The organism is Rhodococcus sp. KBS0724 (genome assembly GCF_005938745.2).
Classification (GTDB): Bacteria; Actinomycetota; Actinomycetes; order Mycobacteriales; family Mycobacteriaceae; genus Rhodococcus_F.
In genome coordinates, this window is record NZ_VCBX02000001.1 from 1957442 (window position 1) to 1983308 (window position 25867).

A 25867-nucleotide genomic window follows, 5' to 3' on the forward strand; every position below is an offset into this window, starting at 1 on the left:
TAGTAGATATGACAACTACTTCGAGGTGATGCGTCTGACCGAGCCGAACTTGGTTGAAACAGTGAATGGATCGCCACCATTGCCGGGAGTGATTCGCGAACACAGTGCTCTTCGACGTTGCAAAGACGCTCAAGTTGGTCCGCAACAGACGGAGCACGGCTCGACGACGACGATTGGACCTGGATTGTGCGCGACACCCTCCGGTACCTGCGAATGATCGCGAAATGGTCCTGTCGAAGTAGTGGACAGATCAGATCGAGCGTCGATTTCAATTGATGCCGAGTTGTTATATGCGCTGGAAGCGCGTGATTTTTCGGCGTCCGTCTCCTGAATCTTTTCTGGCGGGAAAATATCTGAGTTTTTGTTCGAAATTGCCGTCATGCTAGGGTCGATTCTCAGTTGTTGAATTGCGTGGTCGAGCCAAAAGCTTGCGCAGAAGATTTATTTTGTGGAGGTTGGGTTTCGGAAAAAACGAAGTGCGTGTTGCTAGTCAATTGAATATGTGACCGGTGTGGGTATGACGGTCGCTCCTAGGGCGTGCAGAATCGAAGCGCAAAGATCCTGAACAGGGGTTTTTGCGCGTTTGTTCTGCCGATTATGTGCGAAGGATGTGGCGTGTGACGGGGTCCGACATGGTCCAGTTCAGTACATTGGTAATTGTTTCACTGCTTGTTGCTTTTTATGGTGGAACTTTTCTGATTTCTCTTCGTATCGGTAAGAAGCAGGAAAATGCCGACGGTTTTATGACTGCCGGAAATAAATTAGGATTTGGTGTTTCGGCTGCGAGTATGACGGCCACCTGGATTTGGGCGTCGTCGATGTATGCGTCCGCCACTTCCGGCTACACCTACGGAATCTCCGGCCCTATCCACTACGGTTTGTGGGGCGCGTTGATGATTCTCTTCATTTATCCGTTTGGCCAGCGAATTCGCAAAGTGGCGCCGAAAGCCCACACGCTGGCCGAGGTCATGTACGCCCGGCATGGACGCTCGAGTCAGCTGATGCTCGCGGGCTCCAATATCGTCGGCAGTCTCATCAGTTTGATGTCGAACTTCCTCGCTGGTGGTCTGCTGATCGCGCTGCTTTCCCCGTTCAATTTCATTCAGGGTGTCTTCATCGTTGCGCTGGGCGTTTTGCTGTACACGCTGTGGTCGGGTTTCCGCGCTTCGGTGTTGACCGACTTTGTGCAGTTGATCGGAATGCTTGGTGCGGTAGCGGTTTTGGTGCCGTTCATCTTCTTTGCCGCAGGGTTCCCCGCGGCCTTCGAATCCGGTGCAGGCAACCTCACAGCGGAGCAGAGCAACTTCTTCTCGAGTGTTGCCTTCTTCGAACAGGGCGCGCCGTACATCGCGGCCGTTCTCGCTTACGCGATTGGCAACCAGACCATCGCTCAACGTCTGTTCGCGGTTCGCGAAGACCTGATCAAGCCCACCTTCATCACCGCCACCGTGGGATATGGCGCAACGGTCATCGGTGTCGGAATGCTGGGCGTTCTCGCGCTGTACCTCGGAATCGAGCCGATGGATGGCGACGTCAACAACCTGATTCCGCAGATGGCCGCGTCGTACCTGCCGGGGATTTTGCTGGCTGTCTTCTTCGTCATGATCGTCGGCGCGTTATCGTCGACCGCGGACTCGGATCTTGCGGCACTCTCATCGATCGTGATGACCGATGTTTACGGTCAGGCGGTCGCCGGCAAGGCTAATGCCAACCCACGGCGGATGCTGCTCATCGGCCGTGTGACGATGATCGTTGCGACGGCCGCGGCTATCTCCTTGGCAAGTCTGCAATTGAGCATTCTGGATCTGCTGGTGTTCGTCGGCGCGCTGTGGGGCGCTTTGGTGTTCCCGGTTATCGCGAGCTTCTATTGGGGGAAGGTCACCAATAAGGCGTTCACGGTGTCGGTGCTCGTTGCTCTTGCCGCGTTCCTGCCTGTCCGATTCAGTTGGGTGCCGATGGACGGGATGTTCGGGATTCTCTCCGACATCGTTTCCGTGATCGGCATCGGAGTGGTTCTGGGGCTCATGGCCTTTGGATTCTTCGGGCTCAAGGTTGCGCAGATTGTCGGCGGCCTGGCGATAGTGCTGTCCGCGCCGTTTGCGATCGGGTTCTTGCACGACTACCCAACGCTCAGTGGATCTTTGGTGGCTTATGCCGTGAGTACCGTCGTGTGCTTTGCGATGTCTGTCAATCAGCGCGAGACGTTCGACTTCGAACTGATCAAACAACGGACAGGGGACTTCGACGACGACGAGTTGCCGCACGACGACGCTTCTGCGCTGGGCGCGACCGGAAAGTAATCGTCGAGACAATTGGAAGGGGCTCGAATGAGCACAGCTCTACTGACCATTTACGTTCTGATCTGGCCGGCGTTGGTCCTGGTTGTCTTGGGAGTCATCAGCAAGGGATTCTTCAAGGATTGGGCGGAGGCTCGCCGCAGCGGTGAAGATCTGGTGTAACTGTTGACCGCCGCCACCGACGCTCTTGGTGCCGGTGGCGGCGGTCATATTGCGTCGGACACAGGGGTCGGCGTTATAGTTGCTCAGTGCAACACAACGGGGCAATGTCGCTCACCGGTCCACCAGCCGTCCATGACGAGCTGGTGCACTTGACGCGGCAGCTGATGACAGGCGATCGCCAATCCGACGATCAGCCGTCCATCGCGCAGCATTCGTTCCTCTCTTTCATCGGCCGCCACGACGGCTGCCGGGCTACGGAGATCTCCGACGTCTTCGGCGTCAACCGCTCGACTATCTCGCGCCAAGTGCGCGGATGCATCGACGCAGGCTGGGTGTATGCCGATCCGGGACCCGTTCGCCTGGGTAATCCGCTCCACCTCACTGACGAGGGTCGCAAATACCTCGACGCCGCCGACGCGCGTCGACTCGACCAAGTTGTCAGCAGGCTGCACGATTGGAGTGAGTCCGAGATCGAGGAATTCGCCCGTGCACTTCACCGCTTCAGAATCAGCACAGAATCGCAGACCGACGGAGATGACACCCTGTGAGTGAGTACAGCGCCAAAGCCCAGTTCACCATCTCCGACAACGAGTCGGTGGTGCACACCGTCTTCACTCACGCCGAGCGCACCCCGAACCTCACGGTGTTCTCGAGGCCGATGGGCGACGGGTGGGTCGACGTATCGGCGAAGGAATTTGCCGAGCAGGTCATGGGCGTGGCAAACGGGTTGATTGCCGCCGGTGTCCAGCCAGGCGATCGCGTCGCACTTCTGTCTGCCACCCGCTACGAGTGGACGCTGTTCGACTTCGCCATCTGGGCGGCCGGCGCTGCCACGGTTCCGATCTACGACTCGTCATCGAAGGGCCAGGTTGCCTGGATCCTCGAGGATTCCGAATCTGTCATGGCCATCGTGGAGACGGGGACGCACGAGCAGCTGTTCCAGGATGCGCCGCCTAGCCTCCGCGCTGTCATGCAGATTGACGCCGGCGCAGTTGCGGAGCTGACAAAGCAGGGCATCGACGTCGATGAAACCGAGCTGAAGAAGCGGCTCGACGGTATTCGCGCCGACGACCTTGCCTCCCTTGTCTACACATCCGGTACGACGGGACGGCCGAAGGGCTGCATCCTCACTCATCGGAATTTCTTGTCCGAGGTGCGGGGCATTCTCACTGCGTCGATCGGTAAGGTCGCGGTTCCGGGAAACCGGGTTCTGACCTTCCTTCCCCTCGCCCATGTACTTGCTCGTGCAGTGTCCTTGGCTACGTTCGAAGCTGGTGCTGCGCAGGCGCACTGGTCTGATTTCTCAAACATCACAACTCAATTCGAGCGCTACAAGCCCAATACGATCCTCGGCGTCCCGCGGGTCTTCGAGAAGGTTCGCGACGGAGCCGCGCGGAAGGCGGAGTCCGGCGGCAAGATTCCCGGCGCCATCTTTGCCTTCGCAGAAGCAACGGCCAAGGAGTACAGCCAGTCCCTCGACCAGGGCGGCCCGTCCCTGGTGCTCAAGGCGAAGCATGCCGTCGCCGACAAGCTTGTGTACTCGAAGCTGCGCGCAGCGCTTGGCGGAGAATGCTGGTTCGCCATTTCCGGCGGCGGAGCACTCACACCGGAACTCGGCCACTTCTTCCGTGGTCTCGGCGTTCCGATCTACGAAGGCTACGGACTCACCGAAACCACCGCAGCGCACTGCGTCAACATTCCCGGGGCTCAGAAGATCGGAACCGTCGGACAGCCAATGGGCGGCAACGGCGTTCGTATCGCGGAAGACGGCGAGATCGAACTCAACGGGGGAGTGGTCTTCAAGGGTTACTGGAAGAATGAGAAAGCCACCGAAGAGTCCTTCGACAATGGTTGGCTGCGCACCGGCGACCTTGGTGAACTCGACAGTGACGGTTACCTTTCCATCACCGGTCGCAAGAAGGACCTCTTGGTGACGGCTGGCGGCAAGAACGTTTCACCCGGCCCGATGGAAGACCGGATCCGCTCTCATTCCATCATCTCGCAGGCGGTGGTCGTTGGCGACGGAAAGTCTTACGTCACGGCGCTTCTGACAGTCGATCCCGAGGTGTTCGAGAAGTGGAAGGCAGACAACGGCAAGCCCGCCGAGGCAACCGTCGCAGAACTGCGTGACGACAAGGATCTTCGAGCAGAGGTGCAGAAGGCGATCGATGACGCTAATTCGGCTGTCTCACATGCCGAGTCGATCAAGAAGTTCGTCATTCTCGATCGGGATCTCACCGAGGAAGACGGCGAAATGACGGCGACGCTCAAGATCAAGCGAAACGTAGTCGTCGACCGTTTCTCCAAGGAGATCGAAGGCATGTACACCAAGAGCTAGGCGCGCTTGGGGAATTGCTCGCGGTAGGCCATGACGTCGTCGAGCCGGAATCGGCGGTGGGTTCCGCGTAGCTCGATCGGAAGCTTGCCGGCGTCGGCAAGCTTGCGGACATACGTGTCGGAGACGCCGAGAATTTCGGCGGCCTGCGACGTTGTGAGCAGTTCGGCCACGGCGCCGAGCGCAACGCTGTCACCGTTGGCGAGGTAAGTCAGCAGCGCCACGACGGCATCGCCCACTGAAGGTGGGACGTCTATTTTCACGCCGTCGATCACGAGCGTCGTCGTGCTGGTTGAGGTTTGAGCGAGCGCGGACAGTGCGGTCTTGATCTTTGCCGCGTCGGTGCTACCGACCGCTGAAATTACGTGGTCAATGCTCATGCCGAGCTCCGATCGAAGTAGTTGTCACATCAGTGCTGTCAGGTGATGGCGAAGTAAGCCGGTGAGAAGTGCTGATGTAGACGTCTGCATTGATAATTTCCGTCAACGTCGTGCCGCGAGGGCCGCTCATCGAGGCGACTCAACTTCGGCGATCGTGATTGGCTGCAGGCGAAGTCCGAGGGCGTCGGCAATTTCGACGATTGATGCCAACTTCACGGATCCGGTGCCATATTCGAGTGCTTGAACGCTGGATCGGGACACCCCGGCTAGGTTGGCGAGTGTTTGCTGGGTGAGTCGGAGTTGGACCCTGCGTTCGGCAAACAGGTCACCGATGCGTGCAGTTTCAGGCATAGGACTGCTGCGCGTCGGTGAACTTCGACGTGGCTGACTCATTGCCGCTCCTATGCCTTATTTTGCAAGCATAAGTCCGGGTGGCGTTGCAGAGCAATCTCAAATGCTCGTTAATGCATGTAGTTTCATGCATTAACCTTCGATCGGCGGGGGAGTCGAGGAGGGTCAACCCACCGAGAGAGTAGGCGTGCGCCGGCTTTCAGAGCAGCCTGATCGGAATTCAATTCGTTTGGAGAGAAGCGTTTTCGAGTGTCGCTCGAACCTAACTCCCAATATTGGTGTGACTCGACGTAGCATCCTGTGTGTGGCTAGACGATCGGTAACAGTGAGATTTGATTCAGAGGAACTGGAGGCTCTCGAGGCTCTCCGGGAGCTTACGGGCGCGGACATATCCAGCGTTGTGCGCGAGGCAGTCATCGAGCACGCAAAGCGATGTGTCAGGCAGGCGCCGCCGCGCGATATCGGCGACAAGCGCAAGTCTCTGACCTTGAACGATGCCTTCGCGCGATACTCGGCGATGTGTGTTGAGCAGGAGCGGGAAGCCTCCTAAACCAAGGAGCGGTGGAGACATGACGTCCCCACCGCATTTCCCAGTTGTTGAATTATGAACGAACTAGAATCTTGACCGCTGTGTCGTTGTGTTCGATCAAGGTCGTGAAGCCTTCGGTAATCAACTCTTCGAGTTGAATGCGTCCGGTGATGAACGGCGCCAGATCGACAACTCCGTCCTGAACCATTTTGATGACGGCTTCATGATCACGCACGTACGCGATTGTTCCGCGTAGATCGATTTCTTTGAGGACCAGCTTCTGCATGTCGATGGTCGCCGGCTTGCCCCAAATTGACACGTTGACAACCACTCCCGCGGGTCGAACGGTGTCGAGCATAGTGTCGAGCACCGCGTTGACCCCGGCACACTCGAATCCGAGATCCGCACCGATGCCGTCGCTGATCTCGAGAACGCGCGCCTTCACGTCTTCGGAGCTCGGATCGATGACAAAGTCGGCGACACCGCTGGACAGTGCTTTTTCCTTGCGGGCACCGCTGAGTTCCGTGACGATCGTGGTTACGCCAAGGCCCTTGAGTACTGCGGCTACAAGCAGTCCGATAGGTCCGGCACCTCCGACAATCGCGATGTCGCCACTTTGGGCGCCGCTACGAACTACGGCATGATGGGCAACGCTCAACGGTTCGATCAGCGCAGCTTCGTCCAGCGGGATGTTTCCGATTTTGTGAATCCAACGACGGTCAACCACAACCTTTTCGCTGAGCCCGCCACCGCCGCCGGCCAATCCGATGAACCCCATCTGAGTACAGAGGTGGTAGTTCCCGGCCTTACACGGCGCACATTCGTTGCAGACGAAATACGGCTCGACGACGACGTTTTCGCCTACCTCGACGTCGGTCACGCCTTCGCCGACTTCTTCGACTGTGCCCGAAAATTCGTGCCCCATCGTGACAGGCGCGTTCTCATGAGAGAGGGGGTGCGGGTGACCGGGCGCCGAGATGAAGATGGGGCCTTCGAGGTACTCATGGAGATCGGTGCCACAAATTCCGCACCACGCGACCTTCAATTTGACGGTACCGGGCCGCACCTCGGGCTCGGGAATGTCTTCGATTCGGATGTCTTTCTGACCGTGGAACCGTGCTGCCTTCATAGATCCGCACCTCACTTCGTTGTGAATCCGCTGGTAGATCAACGTTAGGACTCCAGTGAGAGGGTGTGAAGGGTTGCAATGGATTGCAATGTGTGAGAGCCGGGAGAGCTCCCGTGCGTTCAACGGTGTCGTCGCGGATCTGAGCGTGCGGAATGAAATTCGATGTGCGCACTCGCCACATAGACTGCAGTCATGTTTTCGAACGAAGTTAGCCGGCGAACTTTTGTCGTGGGAGCTGCCGCTGCGGCGGCCTCAACCCTTGTGGTGACCCAGGCGTCGGCCTCCGTTCCCGCGTCGGTGAGTCCGACTATCGCTGCGCGCCAACGGTTCTTCGGCTCCGAGAATGTTGATCCATCGACTGGCGAAGTGGACCCGTCCAAGACGATTCTCTCCTGGTTTGGTGTCACGAATTTTGCGATGGCCATCGCAGGCAACGTTCTTCTGCTGGACGCGTGGGTTCCTCGAGGAGAGTTCTCGAACTACGTGCCGACTAGCCCGGAAGAGTTGGCCGCGCTTGCGCCGAGTCACATTCTGATTGGGCACGGGCATTTCGACCACGCGGCAGACGCTGCCGAAATAGCATCGCTCTGTGGAGCAACCATCGTCGGCACCGACGAGCACTGCAGCCAGATCGTCGGGCAGGCCACAACAGAACTCCGCACGTACCCGCTGGGTTCTGATCGAACTGACTTCTCGTTGTCTAACGGTGTTGCAGTACATACCGTTCGGCACCTGCATTCCGCGCTACGGGCACCACGAGGAGAGCAGCCGCCACTCGTTCTTGTGCCCGATTTCAGTCCGGCCATCGAACACCCGCCGACACCTCACGACGCTGCGCACCTGGCGTCGCATTTCAACGACGCCGAGGGCGGATCGTTGCTGTACCAGTTTGTGGTCGGTGACTTCGTACTGACGTGGCACGACAGCACGGGTCCGCTGTTCACCGACGCACCGGAGATCCTGGACGCCTTGCGTGCCTTGCCGGCCTCCACGGTGCAGATCGGCTCTATCCAGGGCTACAACCAGTACACGAACGGGCTCAGCGATCCGCTCGACTACATCCGGGCACTGCGGCCCTCTCTCTTCGTGCCGGCGCACCACGACAATTGGCTCGCACCGCTCTCCGCACCGGCCGTCGCATACGAAGAGAGACTGCGCCTGGCGCTTGCAGGCTTGCCGACGTCCCCTGAACTGCGACTACTTGTCGATCCGGCAGACTATGTTCAGCCTTCTCGGCTCACGTTCGACATTACGGTGAAATGACCGACGTCGTCTCGGAGTCAGTGGATGTGTTGCTGCCAATCGGCTGGCACTCGGCCCTCCGGACCTGGAGTGGGCTGGCTGGTGGGATGAGAAGTGGGCGGGGCTAATTCAGGTCCGTCGTAGGCTTCCTGGGTTTCGAAGCTCCAGAACCAATCCTCGCCAGGTTCGAAACTCTGCATGAAGGGATGCTTGGTGGCAGCTGCGTGAGCGCTGGCGTGTTGTGACGGGGATGAGTCGCAACATCCGATGTGACCGCACTGAGCACATCGACGCAAATGCACCCACCAACCGCCAGTTGCGTCGCATTCCATGCACCCGGCACCACTCGGCGGCACGCTCGGATCAATTCCAGCTGGAAGTCCGTCTGTCATGGTCAGTCCCTTCGTTGAAGTGGCTCTGCTTCATTCATCGTGCGCGCCGAGTGGGGTGTGCGCTACTCGGCGTCGTCGACGTGGTTGCGTTCTGGTCCGGATATGGGCAGAAGGACGCGGAAGCGGGTGTCTCCGGGCTCGGATGTGACCCGGAGTTCACCATGGTGTTTACCGACAACGATGCGCCACGAAATATCCAAGCCCAAGCCCGTTCCTTCTCCGACAGGCTTGGTGGTGAAGAAGGGCTGGAAGATTCTGTCGATGACGTCGTCGGGGATTCCTGGTCCGGTGTCGCAGATCTCGACGCAGACTCGATCACCATCCCGGCTGGTGCGAACAGTCAAGGTTCCAGTGCCATCCATGGCGGCGACAGCGTTGTCGATCAGGTTGGTCCACACTTGATTGAGTTCGCCGGCGTAAGCATCGATGGGAGGCAGAGTCCGGTCGTATTCCTTGACGACGGTGATGTCACCGATCTTCTGTCCCAACATGATCAGAGTGCTGTCAAGCAATTCGTGAACGTCGATAGTCTGAAAGGGAGCGCGGTCCATCTGCGAATACTGTTTGGCCGCACCGACAAGCGTGGAGATTCGCGTGGTGGAATCTGCGATCTCGTTCATCAGCAACTCGGATTCGATGGTGTAGTTCAACCAACGAATTGCACCCTCGAGCACAGACTCGTCCACGGCTGCGGCAACAGTCTCGAGCCAGTCGGTATCGAGGCCTGCTTGTACGAAGGTTGGTGCTAGGTCCCAACCGTCGCGGATGGAATGGTCCTCGAACCATTCGCCCAGCGAGTCCTCCCGATCGGACGCTTCAAGTGGAGTGAGCGTGGGAGCCTTGGCAACAACTTCGGCGACTTCCTCTTGCATACGCATAAGGGCGACAAGCGCATCGCGGTCGTAGAAGCCTGTGGCAATCATCCCCAGTTTGTGGCGCATTCCGGCAACCCGTTCACGCAGAGACGCAGTGGCTCGTACTGCAGCGGCGGCAGGATTGTTCAGTTCGTGGGTCAATCCGGCAGAGAGGGATCCGAGGGCAAGGAGACGCTCACGTTGATCCATGATCTGGCGGGTGTTCTGGTTACCGAAAAACACTCCTTCGAGAAGATGAACCGCCATCGGGAACCATTCGCGCACTACCTCACCGAACTTGTCGGCATCGAGAACAAAGAACGTCGACGGCTTGGTTACCCGCAGCGACGCCGAATAGATTTGCGGTACGCGGTCACCCAAGTACGACGTCCAGCCGCCGGAGTAGACGCCTCTCTGGGAGGTGCGCACCATCTCGATGTCTTCGCCGCCCGAGAGTTTCGACATGATCAGTTCGCCCTCGATCAGGACGTAGAAGCACGAAGCCGGGTCGCCTTCGAGGTAGACCTGGCCACGGTCGATTTCAGTGATGTGGCCACTCTGGCAGAGTGTTTCGAGTTGATCATCGCTGAGCTTCTCGAACAGAAAAAGTGTGCGAAGAAGTTCTGGACTGCATTCTGGAACAGACATCAAATCTCCCTATGGTTGAGCGAGATAGCGGTGGACGAACATCACGGCCATCGCTCCTTCGCCGACAGCCGACGCGACCCGCTTGGCTGATTCGGCGTGTACGTCGCCGGCGACAAAGACTCCGGGAACGCTGGTTTCGAGGTGGTGGGGTGCTCGATCGAGGGGCCACCCTTGCGGTGTGATGCCGTCGGCGGTGAGGTCGGGTCCTGCGAGGATAAATCCATGGCGATCTCGAACGACCACGTCGCCCAGCCAATCCGTCAGCGGAGCGGCGCCGATGAAGATGAACAGCCACTGCGCGTCGACGGTCTCTTCTTCGCCAGTTGCTCTGTTCAGCAGCGTTATTCGCTCGAGATGATCGTCGCCGTCAGCCGCGATTACTTCTGTGCACGCGCGGACCGAGATCTTCGGGTTCTTCTCGATCTGCTGAATCAGGTAGTAGGACATGGATGCTTCGAGTGAAGCGCCACGGATGAGTATGGTGACGGATCGCGCTCCGCGTGAAAGATAAACGGCTGCTTGGCCTGCGGAGTTCGCCCCGCCCACAATGTAGACGTCCTGCTCGCTACAACGCGCGGCTTCGGTGACGGCAGACCCGTAGTACACGCCTCGGCCGGTGAAGGTGTCGAGACCGGGGGCCGAAAGCTGGCGGTACGAAACACCGGTAGCCAAGATGACCGAGTGCGCGTCGACGGACGTGCCGTCGTCGAAACGAACTGTGCGAGCAGACCCGTTGATCTCGAGGCCCGTCACATCGCGGGCTGTGATGACCTCGGCGCCGAACTTTGATGCCTGCCTTCGTGCGCGATCGGCCAACTGTGATCCGGAAACGCCGTCGGGGAAGCCGAGATAGTTTTCGATACGAGAGCTTTGACCCGCTTGCCCGCCGGTGGCGCGTCGTTCGATAAGGACTGTCCTCAGGCCCTCGGAGGCTCCATAGAGCGCCGCACCTAACCCCGCGGGCCCACCGCCGACGACAACCAAATCGTAGAAATCCTCCGACAGGGTGGTGCTGAGGCCGAGCTTGTCCGCGAGTTCGGTATCCGTCGGCTCAACCAGTACGTCACCGTTCGGAGCAATGACGACGGGAAGGTTAAGTTCGTCGGCTCCTGCGGCGGCAAGGAGTCGTTGTCCCTCAGGCTCGTCCGACATGTACCAGCGGTAAGCAAGTTGATTGCGCGCCAGGAACTCTCGAACATCCGAGGATCGACCAGACCAACGATGGCCGACGACTTTGGTCTCCTCCGTGGGGTGGTGGCTGGAGCCGGCCCAGGCGTCAAGGAGGGCGTCGATGACCGGGTAGAGCTTTTCTTCCGGAGGATCCCAAGGTTTGAGTAGGTAGTGATCGAGGTCGACGACGTTGATGGCGTCGATCGCGGCATCAGTATCTGCATACGCCGTCAGAAGGACGCGTCGAGCTATGGGGTAGAGATCCATTGCCTGTTCGAGGAATTCGATTCCGCTCAAACCGGGCATGCGGTAGTCGGCGACGATAACGGCGACAGCGTCCCCGCGAAGCTTCATTTCGCGCAGAGTTTCGAGCGCCTGATCGCCCGATTCGGCGCGGATGATTCGATATTTCTCGCCGTAGCGTTCACGAAGGTCACGGACCACGGCCCGGGAAACCCCGGGGTCGTCGTCGACGCTGAGGATAGCTGGTTTGGCAGGTGCTTTCGGCGTGCTCACTCGGTGCCCTCCCGGCGTTGTAGTCAACCCCTCCAGTATGCGACTGCTGCGCAAACCGTCAATCGCTACAGATGCGCTGGAAGCGAACAGCGCTATGTGAACTTGGAATTTATCGGTAACGGGAACCGATCCGGCTTCTGGCGCATCAAACAGAGTGAGTTCATACCGAAGGGGGCCGATGAGAATGTCGATGGGGGGTCGGCTTCTCATGGCAGGGATGTTGGTATGGGCTTTGGCCGGATGCGGCTCAGCCGTGGAGGGGGAGGCTGAGCCGCTATCCGGTCAAGAGGGGTTATTCGATCCGTGTACGGACATTCCGGATTCCGCGATTCGGGGCGTCGGTCTTGATCCGCTGACTAAGGAAAGAGATCTGGTTGGCGTCGAAGAACTCGGGTGGAAGATCTGTTCGTGGACGGGGCCGTGGTATTTCGTTGTCGTTATGTCGAACGTGTACTCATTGCAAGATGTTCGGTCCAACACCGATTTCACCGGATTTCGAGATGTTGAAATTGGACAAAGGCAAGGTGTTCAGTACTCCCGTGCTCAGGATCAAGTTGGTGCGTCCTGCTATGTCGCGACGCCAGTTGAGCAGGGCACGATCTGGCTTCGAGTCTCCCGGATGGGCCTACATCCGATCGAAGAGTCCACATGCACGCTCGCGACGCGATACGGAGCAGAACTTGAAACCTATTGGCCACATTGAAGATCCGATGAACGAGGGGGGTTGTTGTGACCAATCCTGATGGGTCCGCTGATGGCTCACAACTGTCACAATGGGCAACCTGGAGAGGCGAAGTTGAAGGCGGCGCGATCGCAGTGGACTTTGAAGTGGCCCGCAAACTCCGTGACATTTGTAGGGCGTACCGGGCAGAGTTGGATGTTGCGCTTCGGAAGGTTGAGTCGGCGTCAAATGTGAGGGGAATGGGCACACTTCAATCGGGAATCGACCTGGCGCGTAAATTCTCGCTGAAAGCGTCTGGGGGCGAGGACTCGCTTGAGAAGTCACTCCTTAGCCACATCGATGTGCTAAACGAGATGGAAGCATACTTTCAGGCATGCGTGACACGCTATTTCGCTGCGGAAGCGGAGAACGCGGATCGTCTGGCCCGGCATGAAGTATCGGGATCTTAGAATGGCGCAAATTCGACTTATGTTGGCGGCGGTGACCATTGGGTTGCTTACAGTGAGTTGTGGTTCAACCGTTGTGGGTGAGCCTGAGCGCGCATCTGGACAAGAGGGATTGTTCAACCCGTGTACGGACATTCCGGACTCGGTGATTGAGGGAGTGGGTTTGGATCCGGCGACGGAGAGCGTTGATATTTTTGGCGTCGAACAGCCAGGGTGGAAGATTTGTAAATGGTCAAGTGACTGGTACTTCTTCACAATATTCTCGAACGAATACACAGTTGAACAGCTTCAGGCCAATGCGCGGTATGTCGATGTCGAGTCGATACCTATCGGGAACCGGATGGGCGTCCAATTTCACGAAGCAGATGACCCTACGCTTGCTCGCTGTTTCGTAGCGCTTGCAGTGGACCAAGGAGCGGTGTGGCTAAGCGTGAGTACGAAGGCAACATACGTGCAAACCGAACCGACTTGTTCGCTGACGCGAAGATATGCGGATGCACTTGAACGCAACCTACCTCGGTGACTTTTTGGGCGATTGAACATCGGAAATGGAGGGGCAATGCCACCGCTGGTTGAAGGTTCAGAATCTCAAGACGCTCGTTCGATGTGGTCAGCCTGGACCGCTGACCTTCAGGATGGGGGATTGAGTGTTGACCGTGACGTTGCCAACAAATTGGTGGCTGCGTGTAAACAACTTCGCGACGAGCTCATTGCGATGAAGGAGGGGTTTCGAGACCTCGCCCAGGTGAAGGGAATGGGGACCTTGCAATCGGGCCTCGACTTGGCTGAGAAGTTCTCGAAGAAAGCCGTGGGTGGCGAGGACTCGTTGGAAAAATCTCTCGACAGCCACATCGCCGTGGTGAAGGAGATGCGAGCCTACTTCCAAGCCTGCATCGACCGCTATGAATCCGTGGACGGTGAGAACGCCGCCACCCACGCGAAGTTCGAGATCCCTGGATAGGCACAAAAAATCTCGCTGAGCCGGAGGGCATCCGACTCAGCGAGACTGTGGAATGACTAGGCGGTCGGCAGAGCCTTCAGCGAGGTGACTGTGGCGTCCACAGCGCGAGCGGCTTCGGCACCTTTCTTCACGAAATGGGTGCTGAAGTAGTCGACATGCTCAGCATGCTCATGGAAGTTGTGCGGCGTCAGGACGACGGAGAAGACCGGCACATCGGTATCAAGCTGCACTCGCATCAAACCGTCGATGACGGCTGTCGCCACAAAATCGTGGCGGTAGATGCCGCCGTCGACGACGAGACCAGCAGCAACAATTGCCTGGTAACGGCCCGTCTGCGCCAAACGGCGAGCGTGCAGCGGGATCTCGAAAGCGCCCGGCACCTCGAAGAAATCGACTGAGTCGCGGGCGTAGCCCAAGCCGACGATTTCGTCTGTGAATCCGTCACGTGCACGGTCCACGATGTTGCGATGCCACGTCGCCTGAATGAACGCGATGCGCTGTCCCTGGATGTCACTCATAACGACAAAACTACTGCACCAGGAAGCGTCGTCGCGAATGCGCGTCTCAATCCTGCTGTCGCGGGAAGGCTGTGGAGCGCCCCCAGCCCGCATCGTTGGTGAGGTGCTCGAGCAGTGGCTGGATTCGATAGGGAAGTGGATTGGTCAACGCGATCGTGGTGGTGGAATGCGTGACACCCGGAAGGCTGACGATCTGCTCGGCCAACTTCTGCAACGCAGCGTGGGTGGAGGTGGCGACGCGCACCAGTAGATCCTCGCGTCCGGTGGTGGCGTGAATTTCGATTACCTCGGGCAACTCGGCCAGGCTCCTCGCGATGGCGCTGATCTTTCCCTGCTCCAATTCGAGGCCCACAAAGGCCTGAATGGGAATACCGACTTCGGGGAGATCGAGATTGGGGCGGAAGCCGGTCAGAATTCCACCTGATTCCATCCGCTTCATCCTGGCCTGGACAGTGTTGCGGGCTACCCCCAACGAGTTGGCGAGTTCGGCGACACTCATGCGCGAATCCTTGCTGAGCAATCCGAGTAGCTGGACGTCGAGCTTGTCGATGCTGAGCATTTTGTGAACCTTTCTTCAGTGATCGAGGTCACTGGATGATCGTATTGCTTAGTTCAATAGATTTGTATTGACCAAATCGTAGCTCAGGAAGAGCATTGGTTCTACGAATTGCTCAGCGGGACAGTTTGCGTAGATCACTGTACCCATTGACGGTTCGTCTCGATCTCACGCCTGTGTCGTACACGTCCTTTGGAAAGGTCTATCTCACAATGACTCTCACCGCCGAGCCTGTGAACTCCACCCATATCTCCGACGACACTGCCGGCGTATTCGATCGCGCAGACTATCTTCGCGATTACCCGCACGAGCAGGTGAGCTTCTTCCAGGATCCGGCGAGCGGACTCAAGGCGATTGTTGCAATCCACTCCACGACGCTCGGGCCGGCGCTCGGTGGAACCCGCTTCTACCCGTACGCAGACGAATCTTCCGCTGTCACAGACGTTTTGCGGCTCTCTCGCGGAATGACCTACAAGGCCGCAATCGCAGGTGTTGATCTGGGTGGCGGAAAGGCCGTCATCATCGGCGACCCGGCAACAGCGAAGTCCACCGAATTACTCGGTGCCTACGCAAAATTCGTTCAGACACTTGGCGGCCGCTACATCACGGCCGGAGATGTGGGAACCAACTCGGACGATCTCGACGTGATCGGGCTCGGAACCGACTTCGTGGTGGGGCGCAATGCGAAAGCCGGCGGCTCGGGGGACAGCGCGCCGATGACAGCTCTCGGCGTTTTCCAGTCCCTGCTGGCCGCGGCCCAGGCGCACTGGGGCTCGCGTGACCTGACCGGCAAGACGGTGGGAGTCGAGGGCACCGGCAAGGTCGGGTACGAACTCATCAAGCTGCTCCTGGCCGACGGCGGGACCGTGCTGGCAACCGATGTCAACGCGGCAGCACTTGCCCGCGTGAAGGCGGATTTCCCGCAGGTGCAGATCGTGGACAGTGTCATCGACGCCGACCTCGATGTTTACGCACCATGCGCGATGGGGGCAACACTCTCGCACGCCTCGGCCGAGGCGATCACTGCCGCGGTGATTTGCGGCGCAGCCAACAATCAGCTGACAGAACCCGAGGTCGAGTCCGTTCTGAGCGAGCGCGGCATCACGTGGGTGCCCGACTATGTCGCCAACGGTGGTGGCCTCATCCAGGTGGCGGGTGAGCTGAAAGAGCATACGGCTGAGCAGGTCAAGGCTCAGGTGGAGAAGATTTTCGACACGGTCACCGAGATTCTTGCGAAGTCGAAGGCTGAAGCAATCCTCGCGGGCGAGGCAGCGGACGCCGTCGCTGAGGCTCGCATTGCACAGGCGGTTCGTTCGCGCACGTAGAGCTGAGGCGCCCCGCGCAAGGTCATTAATCCGGCCGGTCCCGGCTAGTGTGGAACCAGACAAGCAGATGTGCAGAACTGGAACACGCGAGCCGGGACCGGCCGCAGTGCGTCGAACGCCCTATCCGCTCCATGTCCGACGCCGGAAGGGCCTTTGATGACCGAACAGTACGTTGTGTGGACCGAGAACGATACCGAGCGCCGCGCGCTCTGGGGTTCCACGAGTGGGGCACCGGCCCCTAAACGAATACTGGTCGCGGACGACACGATGAAGGCTGACGAAGCCTACCGATTGGCGTGCGAGGGAACAGCCCTTCTGTGGCGCGGTGACTTCCAGAATGCGCGCCAACTATCCAGGGCCGTGGCAGCGCGGATGGACCGCAAACCACGCCGAGACTCGGATGATCCGGCACAGGCCTTCCATCTTCACCGCCAAACGCAGGGCCGGCGCGCACAGATACTCGGGATGCTCCTGATTCCTCTCGATGCGGATCTCTCGATTCCATTGCGTCGAGCACCCGACGCACACGCGGCATTCACCGAGGCATTCGGCGTCACGGATCAGCCTTCGGTTCGTTCACTGCGTGATTTGTTGGGTGCAATCGGCGCACACGAGTGGAATCGCAAAGGAGTGTTGATTCCCGCGCTGAACGCTCGGATCCATCCGGCGTTCGGAGTGTTCTCACCCGTGCGCGGCGAGTACATCGATCTGGTGGCAGCAGCGCCATTGCCGTCGACCGAGAGCGCATTCGACATCGGTACCGGCACCGGGGTGCTGGCCGCTGTTCTCGCTCAGCGCGGTGTCGCAGAAGTGACGGCGACGGATCAAGATCCCCGGGCCCTGCAGTGCGCGCGGTCCAACCTCGACAGGTTGGGTTACAGCGATCAGGTGACGGTAGTCGAGGCCGATCTGTTCCCCGAAGGTGTTGCACCACTGGTGGTTTGCAACCCGCCGTGGATTCCGGCCAAGGCAACCTCGCCGATCGAGTACGCGATCTACGACCCGGCCGGAGCTATGTTGAATGGCTTCTTGACGGGAGTTGGCGCCCATCTCGCCGAGGGCGGCGAGGCCTGGTTGATTCTCTCCGATATCGCAGAGCACCTGGGCTTGCGCACGCGCTCGGAACTGCACGCGATGATCGCGGCCGGCGGATTGACCGTAATAGATCGCATCGACGTCAAACCAACACACGCCAAGGTAAGTGACCGAACGGACGCTCTGCATGCCGCGCGTGCGCGTGAAACCACCTCGTTGTGGCGGCTTCGTCGACGCTGAACCTTCCCAGGTCAGGACGGGTCGTCGAACAGCGTTTCCTGACTGGGATCGGCAAACAACCCCATCTGCTCCGGCTGCGGTTTTGCCGGCGGATCAGTCTTGGCATCTGGCAGCACAACAAGACGAAGTGCTCCGCGCAGTCGATCGACCATGCGCTCCCACGTCCCGACCTGATCGTTGAAGCCGGCAGCTTCGTCGGCGTCGTCACGGCTGTGTGCGTCGACGGCTTGGCTTCGCAACTGGATCTGCCACTCGTTGCTGATGTGGAGCAACTGCAGGATCAGGTCGCGATCGCGGCCACACACGTCGGCGACGGCCTCGAGGTCATCGGCCACATCGAGATCGAGATGAAGCAGTGTCTCGAGTTCCGGCGGCAAATCCTCCATGGTGAGCTCGGGCTGCAGTGTGCCCGCCTCGCCGCCCTTGTTCGCGAAGAAGAGATCGCCGCCCAACCGTGACGCGAATTCGTCGTCGACGGTACGTAGGAACGACGTCAACGAGGCGCACGTATCGGTGAGATGTTTGGGCACAAACGGTGAGCCTGCGACTTCGAGGAAGACCGACAACCTGTCGTCGATCAGAACGAACTTGATCCGGGACCATTTGCGGTTGAGGTCCGCGATGACCTCGCTGGCGCGTGTGCGATCGCTGATGTCCTGTACGAGCGGTGAGAACAGTTGAACGTCAAGAGAATCCGAGAGCGGTCCGACGAACATGACGGTGGAGCCGACACGAATGGGGATGTCTCCGTCGCTGTCGCGTTCGGGGAGGCTGCCGAGCATGGGGACCAGGGCAAGGGTGACAAGTTCTTTGAGATGGTCGACGTCGTTGGGCATGTACGCCGCAGCTGGATCGAGGAGGGGTAACTCGTCGACGGTGGTGACGGAGGGATCGAAGTCCGGTGTCAGCTGATTGCCGGTGAGATCACTGGACAGAAAGGCCGGGTGCTGCACGCCGAAAACGGTGCGAAATGCCGAAACGGTCATCGACGCCAGTTGGTCCGACCAGTTCTGCCGCTTGTCCACGCAGAAAGCGGGGGAGCTGTTGTCGGTATCGGGACCGTCCGACGGGGGAGCCCAGCCGAGCGCGACGAGCGTCTCGAGGCCGGACTCGTCGAGGGCGAACCGCGGGTGCAGGAAATTGTTGGAGGGAACCTCGCATCGCACCATGTCGGTGTCCCAGATCAGGAACTGGACACAGGGAGCTCCGCCTTCAGCGGTGTCGACATCGGAGGTCGCGGCCTCGACAGCAAGGACGTCGCCGTCCACCATGATCGAAATGTGGTCGGCCAGGCGTGCCTGAAATTCCGCCCACGCTCGGTCGACACTGATATCGAGGTCGAATCCGTGCACGGCCATCAGTCACCTCCTAACACAACGCTGAGACCTATACGGTAACGCGAGGTGCCGACAAAGCAGCTGTTTGCAGGCAGAGGATGTAACGGCGGTCACGTGGTCGCTGACGCCAAATCGGTCAGTCTCCGCTGGACGGGCGTTCGGAATCGATGGTGACGACCGGGATTCCCGTGCTGGTCGGGACTGTCGTCGACGTCGCCGTTCCGGACGGGCGAGTACTCGACGGCGTTGCCGACGCAGGTGTGGACGAGGCCGGCGTCGATGACACGGGAGTGGTGGAACTCGAGCTTGATTCGGTGGTGGTGGACGTTGTCGTCGATTCCACGACGGAGGTAAGCGGTACGTTGCGCGGGGCCGTGAGCTCGGGTGCAACCTTCCACGTCGGCGTCGGCGGAATCACGACGGTAGGTACGACTATCGAGGTGTAGAAGGAGGCAGGCTCGATATCCGCGAGTGAATCAACGGTGACCGTGGAAACCAAGGCGGGTGGGGTGACGATCGGTCCGCCGCCGCCGAATGCTCCAGCCGCTCCGCCGAAGAGGAAGCCCGAAGCGACAGAAATGCCGGCAACGGTGAGCGCGCCGACCATGACAGTTCTGTCTCTCATGCACAACCTGTTCTCCGGGAGCAGTACGCAAAGCACTGTAGGCGAAATCGAACAGTAGTGGCACATCGAAAGCTATTGGGTGGGACGCGAATAAGTGTGTTATAGAACACAAAAGCCGTTTAATGCACGAAACCCCAGGCATGGACGCCTGGGGTTTCGTGGCAAAAAGAGGCTACGCCGGGATGGTCAGAACCTGGCCCGCGTTGATGAGATCCGGGTTGGCGATACCGTTGGCATCGGCGATGCGCTGGTACTGGTTGCCGTCCCCGTAGAAGCGCTCGGCGATCGCCCAGAGGGTGTCGCCGCCCGCGACCGTGTAGGTCTGAGCTGCCGGAGCAGCGGGAGCCGGTTCGGGCTCCGGTGCTGCCGGGGCAGGCTCCGGGGTGGACTCCGGCGCGGGAGCTGCGACGGCGGTGTCAGTGGACCACAGGGCGCGCTCGCCCGCGTACAGAACGACATTGCGATCGTCTTGAACCGAAAGCGAGACGCCTTCGTTGCCGGAGGTCTGCGATGCCCAGACTGCGTCCCCGTCCTTGTAGAGGACGAAGTTGCCGTCGGCCTGCAGGTCCGCACGGTTGGCGCCCGATCCGTTGGTGCCGGCTGCCCAAACTGCGCGGCCGTTCTCGGAGAGAACCAGGTTGCCGTCGGCTTGCAGGGTGAGGGCGTAGGAACCGTTGTCGGACTTGAGTTCCTGGCCGATTGCGAGACTCTGGCCTGACTGCAGTGTGCTCACACTGTCCCTTTCCAAATCTGTTGCGATGGGGTCTTGCCACGCAAACATCACTCGCCAGTTACCTCGCGGTGAGTGGCTGCGTAGGCGGTCCACACTACGTTACTGGAGAGTTTTGTGGAACGCCCGACACACATACTTAAATTTCGTTAATCGTTATCTCTCTGGTAGTGAGCAGATTTGGTCGCAGTGAGACTTTCTCGGAGCGTCGACCTGGGCCTTGGTTGATCAGCGCCTCTGAACTGCCGGTGAACTGCGCGTGACTCTCAGCTTATTTTCAGTAATCGACAGGTGGGGACTGGTCGGACAATGCGGCCAGAGTCTCGCTGTGCAGCACCTGGAGCAACTCGCGCTCCACTGCGGCAAATTCCGGCGAAGTGATCATGTCCAGCTCGCGAGGGCGAGGAAGTGGCACGTCGACGACGCGTTTGACCGTGGCGGGTCTCGCCGAGAGAACTACAACGCGATCGGACAGGTAGATGGCCTCACGAATGTCGTGCGTGATCATCAGAACTGTCCACCGATACTGCTGCCACACATCCTGGAGCCAGGACTGCATTTCGGTGCGGGTCAGCGAGTCGAGGGCGCCGAACGGTTCGTCGAGCAGCAGCACGGGCTTGCCCTGAACTACAGTGCGCAGCAATGCCGCCCGTTGGCGCATGCCGCCCGAAAGCTGCGACGGAGTGGCATTCTCGAAACCCGACAGTCCGAAGGCTTCAAACAACTCACGGGCCTTGTTGCGTGCGGTTTTCCGGGGCACGCCCTGCACTTCGAGTCCCAACGCCGTGTTGTCGAGTACCGAACGCCAGGGAAACAGGAGATCTTTCTGGGGCATGTAGGCGGTCGGGATGTCGCGTCCCGAGTCCGGCAGACCAACGGTGACGGTTCCAGTCGTCGGGGATTCGAGTCCGGCCAGGACGTTGAAGATGGTGCTCTTGCCGCACCCGCTCGGGCCGATGAGCGAGACGAATTCGCCTGGCGCAGCGTGGAACGACACGTCATCGAGAACCTGTCGTGTGTCTGCGCGTGCGCCGAACTCCTTGCTCAGCGAGGCCACGTCGACAATGCGTTCGGTGCTCATCGCGGTGTCCTTTCGCGCAGCGCCCACGGCGCAACGACGCGTTCCACGGCAAAGGTCAGGAGGTACAGGGTGACACTGATCAGGGCGGTCACGAGAACTGCGGCAAGCACGAGGTCGGTGCGGAAGGAGTTCTTCTGGGTGCTCATGTAGATGCCCAAACCGGAGGTCGCGCCGACGTATTCGGAGAAGACCGCGCCCACGACGGCGTAGGTGATGCCGATACGTAGAGCGGTGAAGAACCGTGGAATGGCCGACGGGAGCCGGACGTACCGGAACTCCTGCCAGCGGGATGCGCCCATGCTGCGCAGGAGTGCACCGGCTTCACGATCGGCCGCAGCAAACCCTTCGATCAAACCGATGGTCATCGGGAAGAACGTTGCCAATGCGATCACCAGAACTTTGGGCAACAGCCCGAATCCGAACCAGATGATCATGAGTGGGGCGATCGCAATGATCGGCAACGTCTGCGAGACGACAAAAAGTGGCACCAACGCGCGCGACAACCACGGTGAAAAGTCCACGACCACAGCAAGAATCCACGCGAGGGCCAGTGAGACGGTGAACCCGATCAGCGTCACCTGAAGCGTCGACAACGCATGACCGGCGATCACCTCGCGGTTGGTCCAGCCCTGCGTCAGTACGCGACCGGGTGACGGCAGAACTTGTGGACGAATGTCGCTGACGTCCACGTAGATCTGCCAGGCCACCACGAGCAGGATCACCACGGCGAGCGCAGGCAGCGCTCGCCGGGTGACGGATCCCCATCGAGTTTCCACTTCAGGGCGCGGCGAGGTACTCATTGGTGAAGTATTCCGACCAATTCGGTTGCTGGGTCAGCGTCTTGCCGTCCGGACCGGCCAGCAGGCCGTTGTCGAAAAGGAAACCCGAGTAACCGGACCATGTTTCGAGATTCTGAGTTCCGACAACACCGTTTGCGTCCTTCATGAAGTCAGCGGCAAGCATGCGCTGACTGTCCCGAACGAGGTCTTCGTCGGTGAAGGCGCCGGGGTTGGCGTCGATGAGATCCTGTGCGGCGCGGTCGGGGTCTTCGGCGGCCGTCTGGTATCCGCGTTGCACGGCCTTGACGAACTTGGCGGCTTTCTCGGGGTGATCCTCGAGCCACTTCTGATTGCCGTTGATCACAATGGAATACGCGTCGGGGAATCCGTAGTCGGTGTACTGGAAGTACCGCATCGGGGTTCCGTTGCGCTCCGCTTCGAGACCTTCCCAGGCGAAATAGGACACCGTGAAATCGGCTTGGCCCGAGTACACGGCTTCGTAGGCCGACGTACCTAACGTGACGGTAGTGAAGTCGCCGGTGCCGCCGTCGTTACGAATGACCTGCTGCAGCGTTTCGACCTCGCCGGGATCGCCGAAGCCTGCGTAGACCTTGCCGTCGAGATCACGCGGACGAGTGATGTCCGATCGGTCGGCCTTGACACCGATTCCCGTGGCGCGGTGCTGAAGTGGCGCGATGACGGAGACGGTGTCCGCACCCGCAGCGTGGGCGAACGTCGCCTGACTCTGGGTGCTGATCCCGAACTCTGCGTTGCCGGCATCGACCAGGGTGTCGGGGGAGGTGTTGTTGTAGGGAAGGATCGACACGTCCAGTCCGGCGTCGTCGAAGTAGCCCTCCTGCATCGCGACGTAGAGTCCGGTGTGGTTGGTGTTGGGAGTCCAGTCGAGTGCAAATCGGATGGAATCCGAAGATTCTGTGCCGCTGGAGCATCCGCTGATCACGGTCAGGGTTGCCGCCAGCGCTGCGGTTGTGGCGAGAACCCGCCGAACCGAGATCATGACGCGGGCCAAGGCTGCGGGTGCAATGCCGAATCCCAGAACATCAGCTCGAATCGACTTGCGATTCGGAACGCCTCGCTCATCGCTTCTCGATCTGCTTCGGTAGCGGCGTCGGCTGCGGCGTCGACGAGCTCCCGAGCCTTCGCGACGGACTCGTGAAATTCCGGAGCATCGTAGGTGCTGACCCACTGCGCGTAGGGATGCGTCGGATCTGCGTCCAGGACTTCCCGCGCTGATGCGGCCAGGTCACGGCCGACTTCGGCGTAAATCCAGAAGCAGGGGAGTACCGCGGCCGCGGAGACGGCGTACGGCGCGGTAGCGGCCGTCGCGATCAGGTAGGACACGTATCCCAAGCATGCTTGGGAATGCTCGAGGCGGCTGGACTCGGCCGGCAGGATCCCGCCGGTGAGAAGGCCGTCGTGCAGTGACGACTCAACCGTTGCCGCGGTGGACGCGGAGTTGGACCAGAATCCCGCTGCCTGCGGATTCGGTGCATGAGCGGCAACAAGAGACAGCGCTTGGGAGTATCCCTCGAGGTAGAGCTTGTCCTGCTCGATATAGGTGCGGAACGCGTCGAGCGGCAAGGTGCCATCGCCCAGTCGGCGCAGGAATTCGAGTGAGTCGATCGACTCACGCAGAGCTTGTGTCTCCGCCCAGAGTCGGTCGGTGAAACGGTCGGAACTCGATTCGGTGAGCACCGAACTCGATACCGCCGTGTTTTCGGCAGACGTGTTTACGGCAGAACTGTATGCAGGCTGTGTGGTAGCCATGACATCCCTTCGTCAGCATTACCTGATCAGGTTCCCGGGTTTGATCTCAGCCCCGCCCATGCGGAGCACCCCGTGTCAGAACAAGGCGACCTTAACACCGCCGCTTTCCGTTGCTCGTCCCCACCTGCCGGAAATTGGTAGGTTTGGAACAGATTCTCTCAAAGTCGAGGTCGTGAGGAGATTCAGGCATGGACACCGAAATTCGACCGGAAGAGACAGACGAGAGCACTCTTGTCGTCCGCACCCCAGTTGGTGAGGTCCGGGGATATGCCGATGGTTCAGTCTTCAGCTGGAAGGGTATTCCGTACGCTGCCGCCCCGACTGGCGAGCGCAGGTTCCGGGCTCCACTACAGCCGGACCCGTGGGACGGCGTGCGCGATTGCCGCACGTTCGGTCCCATCGCGCCGCAGGGGCAAAGCCCGGCAGTGCCGATAGATCGGGCATTTGTGGTCGACGAGGATTGTCTATCCGTCAATGTGTGGGCTCCACGACCGGACGGTACGCCGCGGCCGGTCATGGTGTGGATTCACGGCGGCGCCTACTGCCTTGGTTCGGCTGCCCAGTCCATTTACGACGGCCGGCACCTCGCGGAGACCGGTGACGTTGTTCTGGTGTCGTTCAACTACCGCGTCGGCGCGATGGGGTTCCTGGACTTGTCTTCCTTCTCGACGCCGGACGTGGTGTTCGAGTCGAATTGCGGCTTGCGTGACCAGATTGCTGCGCTCGAGTGGGTGCGTGACAATGTCGCTGCGTTTGGCGGTGATCCGGGCGAGGTGACGGTCTTCGGGGAGTCTTCGGGTGCCGGGTCCATCACGACGCTGATGACGTGCCCCACGGCGGAGGGTCTCTTTCATCGTGCGATCGCACAAAGCCCACCGGCGACGTCGGTATACGGCCGCGAACGCGCTCGCTCGGTGGCAAGCCGTTTCCTCGAGCTTATTTCGATTGCTCCGGACGACGCCGGCGAATTGATCGGTACCGATCTCGAGCTGATCATCAAGGCCGGTGACGAACTGGTCAACGAAATCCCGACCCGCATTCCCGGAACTCTTGCCATGGCGCCGGTGGTGGATCGAGATCTGGTGCCGCACTACCCGGTTGCCGCTTTCCAGAAGGGGTATGCCCACCGGATTCCACTGATCATCGGCTCGAACAAGGACGAGGCGTCGATTTTCAAGTTCATGAAATCACCGCTGATGCCGGTGAGTGCGCAGTCGGTGGAGGCGATGCTGCAGGCACTGGCCGATGACCACCCGGACATCTCGCCGACGAGGCTGGCCGAGATCATGTCCGCCTATCCTGATCATGCCAAACCCAGTGGTGCGCTGGCACTCTCGCGTGACGCTGCATTTCGGATGCCGACACTGTGGATCGCCGACGCGCATGCGCGGCACTCACCGACCTGGCTCTATCGATTCGACCATGCCACCCCCATGCTCAAGGCGGCGCGCATCGGCGCCGGGCACGCAACCGAATTACCCTATGTCTTCGGCAATTTCGGAACACTGAACGTCGATCCGACCTTCTGGTTGGGTGGGCGCAAGGCTGCGATGGAGGTGGCGGGTCGGATGCAACGGCGGTGGCTCGCGTTTGCCCGGCATGCCGTGCCGGCAGCGCTCGACGGGTCCAAACACTGGCCGCCGTACGACGAGGAGTCTCGATCCACTCTGCTGATTGATTCGCCGGACTCGTTGGTTCATGACGCTGACGAGGTATTACGTATCGCCTGGGGCAACGAGGTGATGGGATTCAAATAGCG

At 59.8% G+C, this 25867-nt stretch carries 27 protein-coding genes and 1 riboswitch; of the genes, 12 read left to right on the forward strand and 15 right to left on the reverse strand.

The genetic code is table 11. The features are described from left to right. Positions 1 to 632: 632 nt before the first annotated feature. From FFI94_RS09010 to FFI94_RS09020, 4 genes are all read left to right on the forward strand, one after another. The gene (locus FFI94_RS09010) at positions 633 to 2300 is read left to right on the forward strand and encodes a sodium:solute symporter family protein (protein ID WP_260684466.1); all 1668 of its coding nucleotides are present in this window, start codon (positions 633 to 635) and stop codon (positions 2298 to 2300) included. A 27-nt stretch (positions 2301 to 2327) separates the two neighbouring features. After that, entirely contained in the window at positions 2328 to 2459 is a 132-nt protein-coding gene (locus FFI94_RS34015) for a putative transporter small subunit (protein ID WP_221937744.1), read from the forward strand. A 104-nt stretch (positions 2460 to 2563) separates the two neighbouring features. After that, positions 2564 to 3007, forward strand: coding sequence for a MarR family winged helix-turn-helix transcriptional regulator (locus FFI94_RS09015; RefSeq protein WP_172936855.1), 444 nt, complete (start codon positions 2564 to 2566; stop codon positions 3005 to 3007). After that, positions 3004 to 4797 carry a long-chain fatty acid--CoA ligase gene (locus FFI94_RS09020; RefSeq protein WP_138872664.1) on the forward strand — a complete coding sequence of 598 codons (1794 nt, stop codon included), beginning with the start codon at positions 3004 to 3006 and terminating at the stop codon, positions 4795 to 4797. The genes FFI94_RS09015 and FFI94_RS09020 overlap by 4 nt, the downstream gene beginning before the upstream one ends. Here FFI94_RS09020 and FFI94_RS09025 read toward each other — a convergent pair. Together FFI94_RS09025 and FFI94_RS09030 are read right to left on the reverse strand one after the other, a co-directional pair. Beyond that, the gene (locus FFI94_RS09025; protein ID WP_138872665.1) at positions 4794 to 5174 is read right to left on the reverse strand and encodes a helix-turn-helix domain-containing protein; all 381 of its coding nucleotides are present in this window, start codon (positions 5172 to 5174) and stop codon (positions 4794 to 4796) included. The genes FFI94_RS09020 and FFI94_RS09025 overlap by 4 nt on opposite strands. Positions 5175 to 5300: 126 nt before the next feature. Continuing rightward, complete coding sequence (locus tag FFI94_RS09030) at positions 5301 to 5567, reverse strand: helix-turn-helix domain-containing protein (RefSeq protein ID WP_260683965.1); 267 nt, start codon at positions 5565 to 5567, stop codon at positions 5301 to 5303. Between the two features lie 283 nt (positions 5568 to 5850). Between FFI94_RS09030 and FFI94_RS09035 the strand changes: the two genes are divergently transcribed. Next, complete coding sequence (locus FFI94_RS09035) at positions 5851 to 6075, forward strand: hypothetical protein (protein ID WP_138872666.1); 225 nt, start codon at positions 5851 to 5853, stop codon at positions 6073 to 6075. A 52-nt stretch (positions 6076 to 6127) separates the two neighbouring features. On the opposite strand, the gene FFI94_RS09040 is transcribed toward FFI94_RS09035, so the two are convergent. Continuing rightward, positions 6128 to 7183: a 2,3-butanediol dehydrogenase gene (locus FFI94_RS09040; RefSeq protein ID WP_138872667.1), complete on the reverse strand. Its 1056-nt coding sequence runs from the start codon at positions 7181 to 7183 to the stop codon at positions 6128 to 6130. A 192-nt stretch (positions 7184 to 7375) separates the two neighbouring features. On the opposite strand from FFI94_RS09040, the gene FFI94_RS09045 reads away from it, so the two are divergent. Continuing rightward, positions 7376 to 8446 carry an MBL fold metallo-hydrolase gene (locus tag FFI94_RS09045; RefSeq protein ID WP_138872668.1) on the forward strand — a complete coding sequence of 357 codons (1071 nt, stop codon included), beginning with the start codon at positions 7376 to 7378 and terminating at the stop codon, positions 8444 to 8446. Between the two features lie 17 nt (positions 8447 to 8463). Here FFI94_RS09045 and FFI94_RS09050 read toward each other — a convergent pair whose 3' ends face one another. The 3 genes from FFI94_RS09050 to FFI94_RS09060 all read right to left on the reverse strand — a co-directional run bounded on the left by FFI94_RS09050 (position 8464) and on the right by FFI94_RS09060 (position 12005). Then, the gene (locus FFI94_RS09050) at positions 8464 to 8817 is read right to left on the reverse strand and encodes a UBP-type zinc finger domain-containing protein (RefSeq protein ID WP_138872669.1); all 354 of its coding nucleotides are present in this window, start codon (positions 8815 to 8817) and stop codon (positions 8464 to 8466) included. Positions 8818 to 8879: 62 nt separating this feature from the next. Next, positions 8880 to 10319, reverse strand: a complete 1440-nt coding sequence (locus tag FFI94_RS09055; protein ID WP_138872670.1) for an ATP-binding protein — start codon at positions 10317 to 10319, stop codon at positions 8880 to 8882. 9 nt (positions 10320 to 10328) lie between these two features. Then, positions 10329 to 12005, reverse strand: coding sequence for an FAD-dependent oxidoreductase (locus tag FFI94_RS09060; protein WP_138872671.1), 1677 nt, complete (start codon positions 12003 to 12005; stop codon positions 10329 to 10331). A gap of 217 nt (positions 12006 to 12222) precedes the next feature. On the opposite strand from FFI94_RS09060, the gene FFI94_RS34695 reads away from it, so the two are divergent. The 3 genes from FFI94_RS34695 to FFI94_RS09080 all read left to right on the forward strand — a co-directional run bounded on the left by FFI94_RS34695 (position 12223) and on the right by FFI94_RS09080 (position 14094). Further along, the gene (locus tag FFI94_RS34695) at positions 12223 to 12708 is read left to right on the forward strand and encodes a DUF3558 domain-containing protein (RefSeq protein ID WP_397495555.1); all 486 of its coding nucleotides are present in this window, start codon (positions 12223 to 12225) and stop codon (positions 12706 to 12708) included. A gap of 447 nt (positions 12709 to 13155) precedes the next feature. Next, positions 13156 to 13656 (forward strand): DUF3558 domain-containing protein, encoded by a 501-nt coding sequence (locus FFI94_RS34700; protein ID WP_397495556.1) that lies wholly within the window; start codon positions 13156 to 13158, stop codon positions 13654 to 13656. Between the two features lie 120 nt (positions 13657 to 13776). Continuing rightward, positions 13777 to 14094 (forward strand): hypothetical protein, encoded by a 318-nt coding sequence (locus FFI94_RS09080; protein ID WP_138873690.1) that lies wholly within the window; start codon positions 13777 to 13779, stop codon positions 14092 to 14094. 56 nt (positions 14095 to 14150) lie between these two features. Here the strand turns inward: FFI94_RS09080 and FFI94_RS09085 are convergent, their stop codons facing one another. Continuing rightward, positions 14151 to 14612 (reverse strand): 6,7-dimethyl-8-ribityllumazine synthase, encoded by a 462-nt coding sequence (locus FFI94_RS09085; protein ID WP_138872674.1) that lies wholly within the window; start codon positions 14610 to 14612, stop codon positions 14151 to 14153. Positions 14613 to 14658: 46 nt separating this feature from the next. Beyond that, the gene (locus FFI94_RS09090) at positions 14659 to 15171 is read right to left on the reverse strand and encodes an Lrp/AsnC family transcriptional regulator (protein ID WP_033236034.1); all 513 of its coding nucleotides are present in this window, start codon (positions 15169 to 15171) and stop codon (positions 14659 to 14661) included. Positions 15172 to 15380: 209 nt separating this feature from the next. On the opposite strand from FFI94_RS09090, the gene FFI94_RS09095 reads away from it, so the two are divergent. Next, a complete protein-coding gene (locus FFI94_RS09095; RefSeq protein WP_138872675.1) occupies positions 15381 to 16493 on the forward strand; it encodes a Glu/Leu/Phe/Val dehydrogenase in 1113 nt (370 codons plus the stop codon). Between the two features lie 156 nt (positions 16494 to 16649). Then, on the forward strand, positions 16650 to 17768 hold the full coding sequence (locus FFI94_RS09100) for a class I SAM-dependent methyltransferase (RefSeq protein ID WP_138872676.1): 1119 nt from the start codon (positions 16650 to 16652) through the stop codon (positions 17766 to 17768). Between the two features lie 11 nt (positions 17769 to 17779). On the opposite strand, the gene FFI94_RS09105 is transcribed toward FFI94_RS09100, so the two are convergent. The 7 genes from FFI94_RS09105 to FFI94_RS09135 form a co-directional block, all read right to left on the reverse strand. After that, positions 17780 to 19126 carry a T3SS (YopN, CesT) and YbjN peptide-binding chaperone 1 gene (locus tag FFI94_RS09105; protein ID WP_138872677.1) on the reverse strand — a complete coding sequence of 449 codons (1347 nt, stop codon included), beginning with the start codon at positions 19124 to 19126 and terminating at the stop codon, positions 17780 to 17782. Positions 19127 to 19241: 115 nt separating this feature from the next. Continuing rightward, positions 19242 to 19730 (reverse strand): hypothetical protein, encoded by a 489-nt coding sequence (locus FFI94_RS09110; RefSeq protein WP_138872678.1) that lies wholly within the window; start codon positions 19728 to 19730, stop codon positions 19242 to 19244. 172 nt (positions 19731 to 19902) lie between these two features. Next, positions 19903 to 20511: a LysM peptidoglycan-binding domain-containing protein gene (locus FFI94_RS09115; RefSeq protein WP_185993165.1), complete on the reverse strand. Its 609-nt coding sequence runs from the start codon at positions 20509 to 20511 to the stop codon at positions 19903 to 19905. Positions 20512 to 20737: 226 nt separating this feature from the next. Next, complete coding sequence (locus tag FFI94_RS09120; protein WP_138872680.1) at positions 20738 to 21541, reverse strand: ABC transporter ATP-binding protein; 804 nt, start codon at positions 21539 to 21541, stop codon at positions 20738 to 20740. Further along, positions 21538 to 22341 carry an ABC transporter permease gene (locus FFI94_RS09125; protein WP_138872681.1) on the reverse strand — a complete coding sequence of 268 codons (804 nt, stop codon included), beginning with the start codon at positions 22339 to 22341 and terminating at the stop codon, positions 21538 to 21540. Before FFI94_RS09125 ends, FFI94_RS09120 begins: the two co-directional genes overlap by 4 nt. Beyond that, positions 22319 to 23338, reverse strand: a complete 1020-nt coding sequence (locus FFI94_RS09130) for an ABC transporter substrate-binding protein (RefSeq protein WP_138872682.1) — start codon at positions 23336 to 23338, stop codon at positions 22319 to 22321. Before FFI94_RS09130 ends, FFI94_RS09125 begins: the two co-directional genes overlap by 23 nt. Next, the gene (locus FFI94_RS09135) at positions 23335 to 24108 is read right to left on the reverse strand and encodes a TenA family protein (RefSeq protein ID WP_138872683.1); all 774 of its coding nucleotides are present in this window, start codon (positions 24106 to 24108) and stop codon (positions 23335 to 23337) included. Before FFI94_RS09135 ends, FFI94_RS09130 begins: the two co-directional genes overlap by 4 nt. Then, positions 24096 to 24191, reverse strand: a riboswitch (TPP riboswitch). (Overlaps the previous gene by 13 nt.) 105 nt (positions 24192 to 24296) lie before the next feature. Between FFI94_RS09135 and FFI94_RS09140 the strand changes: the two genes are divergently transcribed. After that, positions 24297 to 25865, forward strand: coding sequence for a carboxylesterase/lipase family protein (locus tag FFI94_RS09140; protein ID WP_138872684.1), 1569 nt, complete (start codon positions 24297 to 24299; stop codon positions 25863 to 25865). The last annotated feature ends 2 nt before the right edge of the window (positions 25866 to 25867 follow it).